General features: G+C 54.6%; 11 protein-coding genes and 3 pseudogenes. 4 read left to right on the top strand and 10 right to left on the bottom strand.

Annotated elements, in window-relative coordinates:
• Position 1: 1 nt before the first annotated feature.
• Positions 2 to 997, bottom strand: coding sequence for a hypothetical protein (locus tag RH858_RS13980; RefSeq protein WP_310562196.1), 996 nt, complete (start codon positions 995 to 997; stop codon positions 2 to 4).
• A gap of 137 nt (positions 998 to 1,134) precedes the next feature.
• Between RH858_RS13980 and RH858_RS13975 the strand changes: the two genes are divergently transcribed.
• The gene (locus RH858_RS13975) at positions 1,135 to 2,583 is read left to right on the top strand and encodes an oligosaccharide flippase family protein (protein ID WP_310562195.1); all 1,449 of its coding nucleotides are present in this window, start codon (positions 1,135 to 1,137) and stop codon (positions 2,581 to 2,583) included.
• A 144-nt stretch (positions 2,584 to 2,727) separates the two neighbouring features.
• On the opposite strand, the pseudogene RH858_RS13970 reads toward RH858_RS13975, so the two are convergent.
• The 5 genes and pseudogenes from RH858_RS13970 to RH858_RS13950 form a co-directional block, all read right to left on the bottom strand.
• A pseudogene (locus RH858_RS13970) lies at positions 2,728 to 3,486 on the bottom strand (cell division control protein Cdc6); the annotation flags it as partial.
• 418 nt (positions 3,487 to 3,904) lie between these two features.
• Positions 3,905 to 5,098, bottom strand: coding sequence for an AAA family ATPase (locus tag RH858_RS13965; RefSeq protein ID WP_310562194.1), 1,194 nt, complete (start codon positions 5,096 to 5,098; stop codon positions 3,905 to 3,907).
• Between the two features lie 205 nt (positions 5,099 to 5,303).
• Positions 5,304 to 5,423: pseudogene (locus RH858_RS13960) on the bottom strand (transcriptional regulator); the annotation flags it as partial.
• A 121-nt stretch (positions 5,424 to 5,544) separates the two neighbouring features.
• Positions 5,545 to 6,690, bottom strand: coding sequence for a cobalamin-independent methionine synthase II family protein (locus RH858_RS13955; protein WP_310562193.1), 1,146 nt, complete (start codon positions 6,688 to 6,690; stop codon positions 5,545 to 5,547).
• Positions 6,691 to 6,848: 158 nt separating this feature from the next.
• Positions 6,849 to 7,298: a VanZ family protein gene (locus tag RH858_RS13950; RefSeq protein ID WP_310562192.1), complete on the bottom strand. Its 450-nt coding sequence runs from the start codon at positions 7,296 to 7,298 to the stop codon at positions 6,849 to 6,851.
• Positions 7,299 to 7,425: 127 nt separating this feature from the next.
• Between RH858_RS13950 and RH858_RS13945 the strand changes: the two genes are divergently transcribed.
• Positions 7,426 to 9,228 (top strand): ABC transporter ATP-binding protein, encoded by a 1,803-nt coding sequence (locus tag RH858_RS13945; RefSeq protein ID WP_310562191.1) that lies wholly within the window; start codon positions 7,426 to 7,428, stop codon positions 9,226 to 9,228.
• A 78-nt stretch (positions 9,229 to 9,306) separates the two neighbouring features.
• On the opposite strand, the gene RH858_RS13940 is transcribed toward RH858_RS13945, so the two are convergent.
• The 4 genes and pseudogenes from RH858_RS13940 to RH858_RS13925 all read right to left on the bottom strand — a co-directional run.
• Entirely contained in the window at positions 9,307 to 10,014 is a 708-nt protein-coding gene (locus RH858_RS13940; RefSeq protein WP_310562189.1) for an acylneuraminate cytidylyltransferase family protein, read from the bottom strand.
• A 2-nt stretch (positions 10,015 to 10,016) separates the two neighbouring features.
• Positions 10,017 to 11,015 carry an ATP-grasp domain-containing protein gene (locus RH858_RS13935; RefSeq protein WP_310562188.1) on the bottom strand — a complete coding sequence of 333 codons (999 nt, stop codon included), beginning with the start codon at positions 11,013 to 11,015 and terminating at the stop codon, positions 10,017 to 10,019.
• Positions 11,003 to 12,004, bottom strand: a complete 1,002-nt coding sequence (locus RH858_RS13930; RefSeq protein WP_310562186.1) for a pyridoxal-phosphate dependent enzyme — start codon at positions 12,002 to 12,004, stop codon at positions 11,003 to 11,005. The genes RH858_RS13935 and RH858_RS13930 overlap by 13 nt, the downstream gene beginning before the upstream one ends.
• Positions 12,005 to 12,076: 72 nt before the next feature.
• A pseudogene (locus RH858_RS13925) lies at positions 12,077 to 12,262 on the bottom strand (IS1595 family transposase); the annotation flags it as partial.
• A gap of 516 nt (positions 12,263 to 12,778) precedes the next feature.
• Between RH858_RS13925 and RH858_RS13920 the strand changes: the two are divergent.
• Positions 12,779 to 13,819 (top strand): N-acetylneuraminate synthase family protein, encoded by a 1,041-nt coding sequence (locus RH858_RS13920; protein WP_310562185.1) that lies wholly within the window; start codon positions 12,779 to 12,781, stop codon positions 13,817 to 13,819.
• The gene (gene neuC / locus RH858_RS13915; protein WP_310562184.1) at positions 13,816 to 14,967 is read left to right on the top strand and encodes a UDP-N-acetylglucosamine 2-epimerase; all 1,152 of its coding nucleotides are present in this window, start codon (positions 13,816 to 13,818) and stop codon (positions 14,965 to 14,967) included. Before RH858_RS13920 ends, neuC begins: the two co-directional genes overlap by 4 nt.
• The last annotated feature ends 39 nt before the right edge of the window (positions 14,968 to 15,006 follow it).

Here is a 15,006-nt window from a genome sequence, read left to right as displayed (position 1 = left end):
GCTACACAAGAGCGTACTCCAAATATCCCAGCGCGTCTAAGCGATCTCGGATCTCAACATCCTCCCGTGATTTTGAACTGATTTTTGGGGTTCTGGTCTCCTGATCCTCCGCGGTAGTCTCAATCCAGGGGACCCGTTTGACTACTGGGTGGGGAAATCCTTCGGGGTGACCATACGCTCCAAACTCTCCGAACGCTTCACCGTGGTCCGACGTAATCGCTACGCGTTCCGCATCGAAATTTTCCAATAGGATATCTACCTGATCGAGAACGAGTCGTAAGTTCTCAAGATAGTACTCCCAAAGTTCTTCCTTCTCGACCTGTCCTTCCCTTAGACTCCTCCATGCCCCGCGCTCAATCTCCGTTGGCGTCGTCCCCTCTTTAACTGCATTAGCTATGTATGGGCCGTGAGGCTGCATATAATGAACAATAATTTTAGATCCGCCCCTTGTTCGTCCACGATCAATCGCGTGGTCAGTTACGATATCTGGTGGCGTAACTTCCAGATCGTCATCACGATAGCCTTCCCAGACATCAACGATATCTTGGACTGAATCAGGTTCCACGACATCCCAATTAGTCCAGTAAAACGGAACATTGAGTCGTTCTGGAGGATAACAATTCTCCCGGAACAAAAATTTCGAGTGGAAGTTTGCTGTAATATACGCCGTTTTAGAAATCTCGTCAGACCACTTCTTCGAAAACGTTTGAGCCAACCATTCGTGGGAATTACTGCCCACAGACCAGATCGAATCGACGTTCTCAATGAATTCGTACTCGTCAGCCACCTCTCGCATGGCGTCAACTCGACACGCGTCAAGAACGATGAGGAGATCCCACTCACGCTCGAAGACGTTCGTTCCAATCGGATATCGAGAAGTGAGCGTATACCAGAGTCCCTGATAGGGCCGCATGAACATCTCCTTCGTCGCTCGTCCCAGATCCGTAGCTAATATTCGGACGCTAGAGAGCGAGGGGAAATTAAAATCGACAGCCATACAGAAAATATCTAGGACGATGGCATAAATTGGTCGGCTGAAATCACTCGAAACGAGACCGAAAGAAGGATCATAACGATCGTGTTCTTTAACACAATCCGGAACAGTTCCCAGGTACTAAAAGAGGTAATTGATGAATGAAGCTTGGGCAGACCTCAGCAATCCATTTCGTTTCGAACGTAGTTGCCTCTATTCTTTCATTCGTCGCGGTGATCCTCTTTGCCCGGATTCTCGGGGCAGACATCCTCGGACAGTACTATCTAGTTCTAGCACTCCTCGCGTGGTTAAAAATCGGCGGCAGAATCGGTGTTAGTTCTGCGCTAATAAAGCGGCTGAGCGAAGGAAGCGAGAAAGGAGAGTACACTGCTGCCGGGGCAATACTAATTCTCATGCTATTTGTGATTTTGGCCCTCGGGATATTGGCCTTCGATGGATACGTCAACGACTATGTCGGTACAGAGGTGGCACTGCTTCTCGTTTTTATGCTCTTCTCCACTCAGATATATTCCTTTTTCAGCGCCGTTCTAAAAGGAAACCACCTGGTTCATATCTCCGGAGTCCTTGCGCCGATCCGGATCACGATCCGTAGCCTGCTTCAAATCGGAGCTGTCATAGCTGGCCTCGGACTGGCTGGCTTACTAGCGGGATACGCAATCGGGTGGATCGTAGCGGGGGCAGTCGCACTTGTCGTACTGGTTCCTTCGTTTTCACTCCCATCGAAGCGCCACTTCATGAGCCTCTTCGAATACGCCAAATACGCCTGGCTCGGGATGGTTCAATCGCGGACGTTCAACTGGATCGACGTCATCGTTCTCGGTTTTTTCGTTCCCACGGGGCAGATTGGGGTTTACTCGGTCGCCTGGAGCATCGCAGTCTTTCTCCTCAAGTTCAGCCACTCGGTGAGTAGCAGTATTTTTCCGGAAATCAGCCAGCTTGCATCGGAGGGTAAAAAGCATGAGGTAGCACGAATCCTCGACAGTGCTATAGCCTACACCGGACTCATCTTGATCCCGGGGCTCGTAGGTGGCCTTCTTCTTTCTGATCGGCTTCTGCGAATATACGGTGAAGAGTTCTCTATGGGGTCCGTCGTACTCGTCGTCCTGATCGTGGGCGTGTTGATATATAGCTATCAGAAACCGCTTCTCACAACGGTGAATGGACTCGATCGTCCGGACATCGCCTTCCGAGTCAATGCAGTGTTCGTAGTCACGAACATTATTCTCAACGTCACTCTCATCTATCTCTACGGCCTGATCGGGGCAGCGATCGCCACCGCACTCTCGGCTGCAATCTCCCTTGCCCTTGCCTACTATTACCTCTCTTCTCTCGTCGACTTCACCGTCCCCTACGTCGAGATCGCTCGCCAGTGGATCGCTGCCCTGCTCATGGGTGGGGTCGTCTACGGGGGACTCTGGATTGAGAATACCTACCGCCTGCTCGCACACAACTTCGCGACAGTCATCATCCTCGTCGGGATTGGGGCGGGAGTCTACTTCCTCGCTCTGCTCGCCATCTCGGCGCAGTTCCGTCGCACCGTCTCAGACAACCTCCCGATTGACGGCCCTCTGCTCACCGGAAGGGCCTGAGACAGAAACAGGAAGTTACCGACAAGGGTCCAGCATGCCTTCAATGTGCTCCGGAGCTGACCGGCGACCTACGATGGTAGGTAATCTCCCCGCTGTCCAGTGACGACGTGCGTGAGAGGGCCCCCACACCTCGTACCGAGTGTACTACTCGCGATCGAGGGCCTCGACGACGACCTCGGGGGACCGAAGCAACTGGTGGACGCGGTAGCTGCCCTCCCCGTGGCCGCCGCCGGTGTGTTCGCTTTCGGTGATGCCCAGAAACGCCTGTTCCTTGAGGAGACGCTGGACCCGATCGTAGCTCAATGGAGACGACTCGGTTTGACTGACGACCTTCTCGTAGGCGTCGTACACCTCCGCAGTGCGGAACCGCGTTTCCTCCGTCGTCTCGGTGAGTAACGCGAGCGCGCGAAGGACGTGTTTCACGTGTGGCGTCTGTCCACTCACGAGTCGCTGGAAGCGGTTGATCTCCGCCTTTCGGAGGGCGGCGTCGACGTGACCTTCGGTGACGGTCGCGGCGCTTTCCTTTTCGGCGAGGCGTCCGGCCTCGTAGAGCACGTCGATCGCCTTGCGTGCGTCCCCGTGTTCCCGGGCGGCAAGCGCCGCGGTCTTCGAGATGACGCCGTCCTCGAGAACCCCCTCGACAAATGCGTCCCGGCGGTGATCGAGGATCACCCGGAGCTGCGTGGCGTCGTAGGGGTCGAAGACGAGTTCGTTGTCCTGCAGGGACGAGTCGACACATTCGCCGAGTCGATCGCGGTATTCGATCTTGTTGCTGATGCAGATCACGCCGATCATCGTCTCGGACTTCTCGCTTTCCCGGGCGCGAGAGAGGCTCCGCAGCAGATCGTCGCTTTCGAGTTTGTCGACCTCGTCGAGCACGACGACGAACGCGTCCACATTACTCGGTACGAGGTGTGGGGTGGAGGAGAAAAGGCATGCGTGCGCAGTAGACTGGCTCGTTCATCGATCAATTCCCGCAGATACATTCGTGTCCTCGGGACGAGCGGCCCACGATGTACTGGTGGACTTCCAACGCGAGACTGTACAGTCGTTGGGCTCGTTTCTCCGCTGCAAGACCGTCCTGACAGTACGTTTTTGCCCGATGGTTCCGCCAGAGGTCCGCCAGATCGTCAGAGATGTTCTCGGAGAAGAGCCCGAGAGAGGCCGCTTCCCGGTATACCGCCGTGTGCGACCCGGGGAGATTCCCAGGTTCCAACTCGCCGCGTTCGAGCAACCGAAAAGCGAGCGACCGCAGCAAAAGGTCGTACCGCAGCAACCGATCGGTGATTCGATCCACCCCCACCCCCGGGTGTGTCGTGAACTATCCGACCAGATGCATCAGTCCGTCAAGTCGATCGATCGAATCGAGGACTTCGATCGTCGCACCCAGGTCCGTATTCAGTTCCCAGAAGTACTTTCGCCCCCCTTCGGATCCGGCCGTCCGGGTGGTATACTGTGTGACACCCAGCAGATCGAGTTCCTTGAGATGATCACGGACGCGATCCAGCGAGATGTCGTTGGCATCAAGCTCCGCACAGACGTTTCGGTAGGCAGCGTACACCCGTCGCGTTCGGGCAGGGGTCTCCCCGCAGGACTCCAGCACGACGAGAGCCACGAGGGCCAGGTGATCCTGGAGCGTAAGCCCCTCGATGCTTCGCATTACCGATCGACGATCGACGTTCGCCTCCGCCTGTTCGGCGTGCTCGTCGGTGACGCGGGTGTCGCCCTGTCGGAGTGCGATCTCGCCGGCCTCGTACAGGTAGTCAATCGCCTGTCGGGCGGATCCCTGGTCGTTGGCCGCGTAGCCGGCACAGAGCGCGATCGCACTCTCGTCGATGACATCGTCGACGAACGCTTTCTCGACGCGACGCCCGAGGATCGACCGGAGCTGACCCGCGTCGTAGGCGTCGAACATGATCCGGCGCTCCCGAAACGAGTCTTTCACTTTCGGCGAGAGTTCGGCGAGGAAGTTCCCGTCGTTGCTGATGCCGATCACGCTCACGTCGACGTCGTCTTCGATGTGGTCGTTGTCCTTCGCGCGGCTGAGTTCGTACAGGAGGAGGTCGTTTTGCCCGATCGCGTCGACTTCGTCGAGAACCAGGACGATCGTTCCGCCCATGTCGTTGACGAGATCGTAAAAATAATCGAAAACTTTGCGTTTCGGATGACCGTTCGGATTCTCTCCGGTCTGCTGTTCGACGAGATTGCAGACGACCTGATACGAGGACGTCTGCCCAGCACAGGTGTGAAAGATCGTCGTGAGATCGACGCCCCTGTTGGCCGCCTCAGCTTCGAATTCCTCGAGGATAAATCGGGCCGCTGCCGTCTTCCCCTGGCCGGTCTTCCCTTGGAGGAAGACGTCGTGCGGCCTGCCGGTCCCCAGTCCAGGACTGAGGGCGGCACCCAGTTCCGAGAGCTCTGCCTCGCGCTCCGGGAGTTCGTCCGGCGTGTATTCCTCGACCAGAACGGACTCGTCGGCAAAAATCGACGACCGATCCTGAAAATACTCCGGCATAGGTTTCCCATCATAACCCAGTCATATATAGCTTGTGTGTCGTAGGCGTCGTTAACCCCCCGGGTGCGTCGTGAACTACGGCCAAAATAAATCGGACCTACGAAAGCCGAGAGGAACCGGAACAAACGTTGGAGGTCTGATTCTGCAGAGGCCTACCTTTTCTCGGAAGTTCACGACACACCCGGGGGAGGGGGATCGATCGTCACTGAATCGCGCCGCCAGGCCCACACTCCTCGAGCTCGAGGACGCCGAGTACCTTCAGGTGTTTCAGATCCGAGTGAACGTCGGAGACGTCGGGATCGACGAGGCGAGCCGCCTCGCGCACAACCAGAACACGAGAGAACGACACGATGCGTCCACGTGCCAAGTTCCAACTCCACGGTGCTCCAGAGGAGCGCTTCGACTTGATTGTCCTCCATCTGACGATCTGGATAACGAGGCCGGCGCTAGAACAGCCGTTCGGAGGCCAGCCTCGCGCCGTCGACCAGCGCCTCGAGTTTCGCCCAGACGATCTCCCGATCGACGTTGCCGAGGTCGGCGAACGTATCGAAGCCACAGTCGGGGGCCGCCACGATCCGACCGGGATCGCCGATCGCCGTCGCCGCACGTTCCAGGCGCTCGGCGACGACCTCCGGATGCTCGACGAAGTTGGTTTTCGTGTCGATCACGCCCGGCATGAACGTGAGGTCGTCCGGGAGCGGGTGCTCCTCAAAGACGTCGTACTCGTGCTGGTGGCGCGGATTAGACTGCTCGATCGAGAGGATCCCGACATCGGCGCGGTAGAGTTCGTCGATCACGGCCGACAGGGGAACGTCGTGGTGATGCGGGCCCTCGTAGTTGCCCCAGCAGGTGTGCAACCGCAGCCGCTCGCGGGGCACCCCCGCCGTCGCGTCGTTGATGGCCTCGACGTGAAGCCGGACCACCTCCCGAAACTCGTCGATCGAGTGGTCCTTCCAGGTGTGGTGGGCGCCCATCAGCAGGTCCGGCGCGTCCAGCTGCAACTGTGCGTCGGTCGCGTCGGCGATCAGTTCGTACTCCTCGCTCATCGCCTCGGCCAGTGCGAACAGCTTCTCCTCGTACGTGTCGTAGTACTCGTTCCCGAAGGTGTACGCGAGGGTCCCCGGTGTCGCGGCGGTGACGAAGGTGTCGTCGTCCCCGTTCGTCTCGTCCAGCAGCTCGTGGGACGCCTCGATCTCCGCGCGTGCCGGTGCGGGATCGTACTCGAGCGGGGCGACCACCGCCGGCGTCGTCTGGAACTCGAGCACGCTCGAGATCGCCTCGCCCGCGTACTCGGGATAGTCGTCGAGGTCGGTGAACGTCGGGAAGGCGCTCTCCCCGCCCAGCCCGTCGAGCCGGTCCTCGACGTAGAAGTTGAACGCCACGCGAGGCTGCTCCCCGTCGTTGATGACGTCGAGACCGACCTCGCGCTGACGACGGACGACCTCGCGAGTGGCCTCCTCGATCGCCGATTCGAACGCCGACGCGGGCACGTCCTGGCCCTGCTCCCGCCGTTCGATCAGGTCGAGCAGTTCGGGGGGTCGCGGGAGACTCCCCACGTGGGTCGTTCGAATGCGGTCTTCTGTGTCTGACATCGTGCCAGTAATGAGTGATGAGAATATTATAAGGTTAATAGATTACTACAAATAATTCCCCTATTCGTCACGGTGTCTATTAGCCAGTGGAGACGGGCGACTCGAGGACGGACCCCTCGCAAAAGACGATCGGACCGGGAAGGCCCCGACTATCTCGATCACTCTGGCGGTTCGTCGACGCTTCCGGCGAGGAGGTTCTCGATTGGCGTGAGTTCGAGAGCCGGCCGGACGAAAAACCAGGCGAGGACGAGGCTGGCGCCGAGCGTGTTCACGACGACGTCGGTGATCATGAACTGCGTTCGTTCGGGAACGAACACCTGGCCGAACTCCATGGCGACCCCGAAGAAGGCGGCGATGGCGATCACGAGGGCGGCGTGGCGCCATCGCGGCAGTCGCCAGTGGTCGGTGGCATACGCGAGGGTGCCGGCGAGCGTGAAGTAGGCGACGAAGTGGCGCCAGTGAGAGAGTGGGCTAAACCACGGGCGGGCGTCGTCGACGACCGTCTCCGGCGGGGGCGAGAGCAGGGAGGCGTAGAAGATGAGGCCGGCGACGGCGGCGACGGCCGTCCACCGGATCGAACGCGGGAGCAAGGGGATCGGCACCTGCACCGGGTACGGGTGGCGGACGGGATTAAAAGGGTGTTGTGGTTTCGAAGTCAGTGGAGAGATCCGTCCCGGAGGAGAATCGTGAAAAGAGATCAACGCGTATAAACGAGGGTAAGACGACCACCAGATAATGAGCGAGGCCGAAGAGATCAGCCGGCGCGAGCAACTCCGTGCGCTGCTACGGGTTGCCAAATATCGCCCGGCGCTTGCTGCTGCGATCGTGGTCGGCGGCGTCTTCGCTGCGTTACTGGAAGGTGTCGGACTGAGTTTCATCCTCCCGATCGTCGAGATCGTACAGGCGCCCGGCGACCCGGCGGCTGAGGCCGACGGGATCATGCTGGCGTTCGTGACTGCATATCAGTATTTGGGGATCCCGTTTACACTCGGCTACGTGATTACCGGGGTGAGTCTGATTCTCGCGGTCCGGTGGACGTCGACGTTCCTGGTTCGGTGGCTCCGGGAGGCGCTGGTCGTCGATTACACGCGGGAGATTCAGAAACACTCCTTCGACAACGCCCTCGACGCGCGGATCCAGTATTTCGACCAGGAAGGGTCCGACGACATCCTCAACGCGATCGTTACGCAGGCGGAATACGCAGGTCGGACGATTCGATTTGTGATTGATTTGATCGAGCAGGCGTTCTTGACGTTGATGTATCTCGCAGTCGCCCTAATCTTGGCTCCGTTTTTGACACTGTTCGCCATCGCGCTGCTCGGTGGGTTTGCGGTGCTGTTTCGGTACGTCGTCGAACCGGGATACGAACTCGGAGACAAAGTTGCGGAGGCGAACGAACAGGTCCAACAGACAGCACAGGCGGGAACACAGGGGATCAGAGATACGAAGGTGTTCGGCCTGAGAACGGAGCTGTTCCAGGATTTCCTCGACGCCGTCAATCAGTTTGCAGAATCCAGCATCAAACTCCGACGCAACGAGCAGGCGATCAAGAACTTCTACAACCTACTGACTGCCGTGTCCGTGTTCGTTTTGATTTATCTCGCCATCGTCTTCGCAGACATGTCGCTTGGAGCGCTCGGGATCTTCCTGTTCGCGATGTTCAGACTCGGACCGAAGGCGAGCAATTTGAACTCGCTGTTTTATAAGGTCGAAAACAATCTCCCGCATCTGGTTCGTACGCAGCAGTTTATCGACGAACTCGAGCGAAATAGTGAACCTGAGGGTGACTCCGAGCAAGTTCCGAGGGAGGTTCAGACCGTCGAGTTCGACGACGTCTGGTTCTCGTACAACGAAGACGAGCAGGTGCTTCGTGGGATCGACTTCGAAGTTGAGAAGGGAGAGTTCATCGGGTTCGTCGGGCAATCCGGCGCAGGCAAGTCGACGATCGTGTCGTTGCTGGCCCGAATGTACGAAGTCGATCGTGGGGTGATTCGGGCGAACGGAAGACCGATTGACGAGATGGATATCGACGAGTGGCGCGATCGGCTGTCGGTGGTCCGCCAGAGTCCGTTCATCTTCAACGATACGCTGCGGTACAATCTCACAATCGGCAATCGAGACGTGAGTGAAAGGGAGCTGGATAGAGTGTGTGAGATCGCGAAGGTGGACGAATTCATGGACGATCTGCCGGATGGATACGACACCATGTTGGGTGACGACGGCGTCCGGCTGTCCGGCGGGCAGAAGCAACGGGTGGCGCTTGCTCGGGCGCTTATCGAAGATGCCGACCTGTTGATCCTCGACGAGGCCACCAGCGACCTCGACTCGAATCTCGAAAAACAGGTGCAGCAGGCGATCGAGGAGATGGAACGCGATTACGCTATTATTACGATCGCACATCGTCTGTCGACCGTGAAGAACGCCGACCGGATATACACGGTCGAAGAAGGGAAGATTACGGAAGCTGGTGAGCATCGAGAACTCGTCGACAACGGTGGTAAGTACGCCGAGCTGTACGGGATTCAATCGAGTGGATGATTCCACCTAACAGCATCTAGCTTCACTACATCCACCAGTCCATTATTATTAGAAATTACTCACAAAGTACACAAGTAGTTACTTATCCTCGCTTATGAGAGCTCGCGCAATCTCAAGATCAATCGGTTCATCGATGTCTATCGAACGTTTTCTCGGCATTTCATACCCAACCGTTTTTTCGGTATAGAACGTTCCAGTCTCTCTGTACCTATCGGTGTATGTAGCGAATATTGCACCATTTGGGTGTTTGAGATCGAAATCCTGACTCCGAGATGATGAAGCCGACCATAGTGGGCTGTCTTCACAATGTGGTTGGAGAAAGCCGTTACTGTTCTCTGAGATGGCCCATTGTGGCGGAACACTATATTCTGTAGTTGAAATCAGAGAGCTCCCATTCGTGTTTGAGAGTTTTCTAATAGATTTATCAATGTCTTCGGGCTTCCGAAATGGAGATGTGGCTTGCAGTAGGACTAGAATATTGTAGTCCTCTCCTCTGTTTGATTCCAGCCAGTCTAAAGCATGACGTACAACGGGACTTGTAGGCGAAGTATCCGTGGCAAGTTCTTTCGGACGTCGAAAGGGAACCTCGGCACCCCATTCTTCGGAGATTGCCGCGATCTCATCGTCGTCCGTGGAGACAACTGTATCATCAACTACCTCCGAATTTAGAGCGTCTTCGATTGTATGAGCGATTAGCGGTTTTCCCCCCAGATCACGAATATTTTTTCGTGGTACTCTGGATGATCCGCCCCTGGCAGGAATTAGTGCGAGAACTCGGTTCCTCATAGTTATTTGACGGTTGTTATTTGGCCACGATCCGATTCAGGTGAATAAATACGATAGGTCTTGATCATGTGTGTTCCCGAGTCAAAATCACCAATTCGCGGGTCAACTTTTTCTCCAGACCCAATTGAAACTGCAGCAGCAACGAAATCACCACCCGCTAGATGAGTCAGTGGATATCCCCCACCAAAGCGGGCATTCAGCTCCATAACATATGCTCGATCACCATCATAGAAGCAATCGATATCTAGCGGTCCAAGATGTCCTAATGTCTCCCCCACAGTCTTGCCAATTTCCATGAGTTCTGGCTCATCAACAGAGACTGCTTTGTCTGTTTCGCCAGCCCGCATAGCAATTTTTTTCCGCGGCACTATCGAGATCGGTTCTCGATCGTGGTTATTGAAGACATCTACTCCATATTCTTGACCCTGTAGTTTTTCCTGCGCAATCGGTCGGTCGATTCGGTTCCAGAACAACTTAAGTTCGTCCATACTTGATGCTTCGTACACGTCTTCACTCCCGCTTCCAAACCGAGGTTTCACGATTACAGGGAGTTCTATTTCATTTGTATCAATTTTTTCCTTTATTATATCTAGATCAGACGTAGTAAATGGGGTGAGGATTCCATTAGAAGTCAGGAACTCATACGTACTTATTTTATCATTTGCGATGTCAATACATCTTGGTTCAGAAATCAAAACCCGTGTCTCCTTCTCTTTGAAAACGTCCTTGTTTTCGGCGAATATCTGGAGTTCTCGGTCGTTCGTGGGGATAACTAAGTCAACGTCTTCATTCACGCAAATATTTCGTATGCTCGAGATATAATCATCCTCGTCAAATGGTGGAACTACAAATCCGTGATCGCAATCTCCAAATACAGGAGCAAGCGGGTCACAATCGGCAGCATACACTTTACCAGACGATCCCAACACCTCCTTAAAGTACTCTACAAGATAACTACGTCGGCCCGAACTAGTTATTAGAACACGATTTACTTCGTCCATACCCTCTCGCTTTCGAAGCGAGATACAAATAGGCCCGGGAAGCCACCTGTATGAAGAAAGACGATATTCGATTTAGCGTCTAACTCTCCTCTGTTCAATAAGTCAAGCATTGCTCCAAATGTCTTCCCAGTATATGTAGGTTCTAGGAAAATGCCTTCCAATCGAGCGACCGATTTCACTGCATCACGAGCACGATCAGTAGCGGTCCCGTATCCATCTTCCCCGATATAATCGTCGTAAACGATGATATCACCGATATTTGTGGGGATTGATCCTCCTCCCTGATTCAATTCAGTCAAGATATCTCGGATTTCTTCTTCACACCGCTCGGTGGATCGAGCTACACTAATACCAATTACATCAACGTCGACATCTTTTTGCGCAAATCCTGCGAGGAGTCCCGCATGGGTCGTTCCGGTTCCCGTTGCAGTCACGAGATAATCAATGGAATCTCCGCTTTTTTGGTCAAGCAGTTCCGTTACGCAGTTCATATATCCCATAGCACCTTCTTTTGAATGCCCTCCACCTTCAATAAAATAGGGAGATTTCCCTTTTGAGTGAAGTCTTTCCATTATTCTATCGATTTCAGCACTCGCATTCGAAGCTGTGGTATACGAAACATTCCCACCGAGAATTTCCTCAAGAAGTCTATTGCCCTCAATCTTGTCAGGGGAATTCCCAGAATCAGTGATCAATATAAGATGACATTCGAGATCAAGTTTAGCTGCCGTAGCCGCAGTCATTCTCGCGTGATTTGATTGAATCGAACCAAGAGTTACCAATGTATCCGCTCCTGCCTCTATTGCGTCATGTGAAATGTACTCCAGTTTACGTGCCTTATTTCCTCCAGCCCCAAGGGAAGTAAGATCATCCCTTTTTACCCAGAAGTTAGCCTGATATGTAGAGGACACCCGAGTAAGTTCCTCAAGAGGAGTAGGTTTTGAGAACAAATCGATCTTGTTATTCAAGCACACTTGAGATTTCGTCATGGGATTCTACTCTCAGGTTGATTTTTGTTCCATTTATTCGCGTCGCTCTTGAGAAGCCACGCTTGTGGAGAGTTAGAGCACGGTTCGAACGATTTCTTTGAGCGCTTTTCGTTCGGGGTTGCGGAGGATTCGACGCCGGAACTGAAAAGCTCTGAAGGACGGCGTGAGTTTGTCTCTTGAGATGCCTCGATGCGGGGAGAGCCGACCTCGTGCCAGCGAACCGTAAATCTCCCAGGTGTTGACGTGCGCGTCCCTATTACAAGCATTCCCCACGGTTATAAAGACGAGATCATCACGTCAGCGCTTTATCACCTGTTTGACGAACAGGAACGCATCGAGGTAAGATCGGCCGGGAGAAACTCCAACGCGTACTATTTCGATTATTCCTACATCGACATTTGCACGCACATAGGCTTCGGTAATGTCGACTTCCAGCGTCGTCTCATCGATAGCGTTTGTCAAATGTTAGCCAATTTTAGAGATAAACAGGTGCGACAAGCGATGATACCACTGGTGCACAACTTCATACGGTCGCCCAACTACTGCCTCAACACGTCGATAGGGAAACCCTGCGTGGGACAATAATACTGCTTCAACACGCTGTTGTATCTCCGTATCCTCACGGGAAATATTTCTTGCTCGCGTGCTTTACTAGTCGACGCGGTCGAGCATCCTCAAGAAATCAATTTAATTTACTCTGCTGCGTTATTCAAGCTAATGTTGGCATCCTTACCTCTCGATGTCTTTATCAGGTTGGAACGGGACCAGTCTTTTATGTGTTGTGGGAATCCGTTTGATCCCGAAGAGGTTTATTTCATCGCAGAAGCGGGGGTTAATCACAACGGATCACTCGAGAGGGCAAAAAAGATGATTGATGTCGCGGAGGACGCTGGTGCGGATGCAATCAAATTCCAGTCCTATGTTGCGGAGGCATCGGTCGTCGAAAATGAGCAGAAGGTGAAGTATCAGGCTGAAAACACGGACGAAATGGAGACACAACTGGAAATGCTACAGCGGTACGAGCTGTCCCGTGATGACCACGAAGTGCTGATCAAGTACTGTGCTGACTCGGCTATTGACTTCCTGACGACCGTCTCGACAATTGAGAGTGTAAACAAAATCCGCGACTTTGACCTGCCACTGCTCAAGATTGGATCCCCGGATCTCAATAACTTCCCCACCCTAGAGTATGTCCTAGAGTTAGACGTTCCACTTATCATCAGTACGGGGATGTCGTATATGAACGAAGTCCTAGAGACTTACGAATTCGTTCGGGACAGATCTGAAGAGCACGACATCGCATTTCTACACTGTGTGTCCGACTATCCCGCAGATCCAAGCGAGTTAAATTTGAAGGCCATTGAAACCATGCGAAATCAGCTCTCATGTCCAGTGGGGTTCTCCGACCACACCATTCATCCCGAGACGCCGAGTATTGCGGTCGGTTCAGGTGCAAGCATCATCGAGAAACACTTCACGTTGGACAAAAGCCTAGAGGGACCAGACCACGAAGCATCTCTTGAACCGGCGGAGTTGGATCGGGCCATCTCGCTGGTCCGGCTTGCCAGCGAAGCACGCGGTGACGGTACAAAGGAACCGGCCCCGTCAGAGGTTGAAAATCGAACGAAGGTACGGCGAAGCATCCACACGACAACCTCTTTGACCTCCGGAGATACAATTCACGAGTCGGACATACGGATCTGTCGGCCTGCAGACGGACTTGAACCGAAGTACTGGAACCAGATAATCGGAACTGAGGTCGCCAGATCTCTCGAATCAGGAGAACCGCTCCAGGAGGACCACGTTCAGCTATGAGACGGGTCGCAGTAGTGACCGGAACGAGAGCCGAGTATGGGCTGTTACGGCGTACAATGCGGCAGATTTCCGCCTCAGAGCAGTTGTCGTTGTCGACAATTGTGACGGGCATGCATCTATCACCGCAGCACGGCCGAACGGTGACCGAAATCAGGGACGACGGCTTCTCGATCAGCCAGACTGTTCGCATGCTTTTGGACGACGACTCAACTTCCGGGATGGCAAAATCGTTCGGGGTGGGGGTCAGCGGGTTCTCTCAAGCGTTCGATGCGGTTGGTCCCGACTTCCTCCTTGTTCTTGGAGATCGGATCGAAGCCTTCGCCGCGACAGTGGCCGCGGCTATGATGAATGTCCCGGTCGGGCATATCGCGGGTGGGAGTATCCGGGGTGGTGGTATGATAGATGAGTCGATACGTCACTCAATGACCCGGTTCGCACACCTCCACTTCGTCCAGTCGGAGAGGGCAGCTGAGACCTTGCGGGCGGTCGGCGAACACCCCAAGCGCATTCACACCGTTGGTGCTCCTGCCCTTGACGAGATTACTGACGAGTCGTTCGCTGATGGGGAGACCGTTGTGAAGTCACTCGACCTGTCACCGGCCGAGCCGGTAGTCCTCGTCCTCCAACATCCAGTCACGACGAAGCCGGACGAGGCCGGGGCACAAATGCACGAGACACTATCTGCTGCCGAGTCGGCCGGCTATCAAACGATCGTAATCCACCCTAACTCCGATCCCGGTCGATCGCAGATCGTCTCAGAGATACGCCAGTACTGTGATCGGAACAATAACTTCGTCGATGTCCCAACGCTCTCAAGAGAGAAGTATCTCGGATTGCTGGCATTTGCAGACGCACTAGTTGGCAATTCAAGTAGCGGTATTGTCGAAGCTCCGTGCCTCGGCATTCCGGTTATTGATGTCGGCCCACGGCAAGGGGATCGAGACAGAGCTGACATCGTCACCCAGGTTCCATATGACAAACGTGAGATTGAACGGGTCCTAATGGAGGTCGTTTGCGACAGTAAACGACAAAATGTCGATCCGACACGGAGTCCTTATTACCACGGTGGTGCGAGCAAAAACATCGTTGATGTAATCAAGCGATTGGATGAGTACTCCGACCTCCTCGAAAAGAGAGTCCACGTGTAAGGCAAGAGCGGTGGATGATTTTGTGACTACGCTGATCGT

This window comes from Halalkaliarchaeum sp. AArc-GB (assembly GCF_031432225.1).
GTDB lineage: Archaea > Halobacteriota > Halobacteria > Halobacteriales > Haloferacaceae > Halalkaliarchaeum.
Note: the sequence above shows the minus strand (reverse complement) of the source record. Positions and strands in the feature narration are given on the sequence as shown.

What these genes read in the sequence shown, in the direction of transcription:
- RH858_RS13935 (WP_310562188.1), bottom strand. Translation starts at nt 11,015, where the DNA reads ATGGACGAAGTAAATCGTGTTCTAATAACTAGTTCGGGCCGACGTAGT.
- RH858_RS13930 (WP_310562186.1), bottom strand. Translation starts at nt 12,004, where the DNA reads ATGACGAAATCTCAAGTGTGCTTGAATAACAAGATCGATTTGTTCTCA.
- RH858_RS13965 (WP_310562194.1), bottom strand. Translation starts at nt 5,098, where the DNA reads ATGCCGGAGTATTTTCAGGATCGGTCGTCGATTTTTGCCGACGAGTCC.
- RH858_RS13980 (WP_310562196.1), bottom strand. Translation starts at nt 997, where the DNA reads ATGGCTGTCGATTTTAATTTCCCCTCGCTCTCTAGCGTCCGAATATTA.
- RH858_RS13975 (WP_310562195.1), top strand. Translation starts at nt 1,135, where the DNA reads ATGAAGCTTGGGCAGACCTCAGCAATCCATTTCGTTTCGAACGTAGTT.
- RH858_RS13955 (WP_310562193.1), bottom strand. Translation starts at nt 6,690, where the DNA reads ATGTCAGACACAGAAGACCGCATTCGAACGACCCACGTGGGGAGTCTC.
- RH858_RS13945 (WP_310562191.1), top strand. Translation starts at nt 7,426, where the DNA reads ATGAGCGAGGCCGAAGAGATCAGCCGGCGCGAGCAACTCCGTGCGCTG.
- neuC (WP_310562184.1), top strand. Translation starts at nt 13,816, where the DNA reads ATGAGACGGGTCGCAGTAGTGACCGGAACGAGAGCCGAGTATGGGCTG.
- RH858_RS13920 (WP_310562185.1), top strand. Translation starts at nt 12,779, where the DNA reads ATGTGTTGTGGGAATCCGTTTGATCCCGAAGAGGTTTATTTCATCGCA.
- RH858_RS13940 (WP_310562189.1), bottom strand. Translation starts at nt 10,014, where the DNA reads ATGAGGAACCGAGTTCTCGCACTAATTCCTGCCAGGGGCGGATCATCC.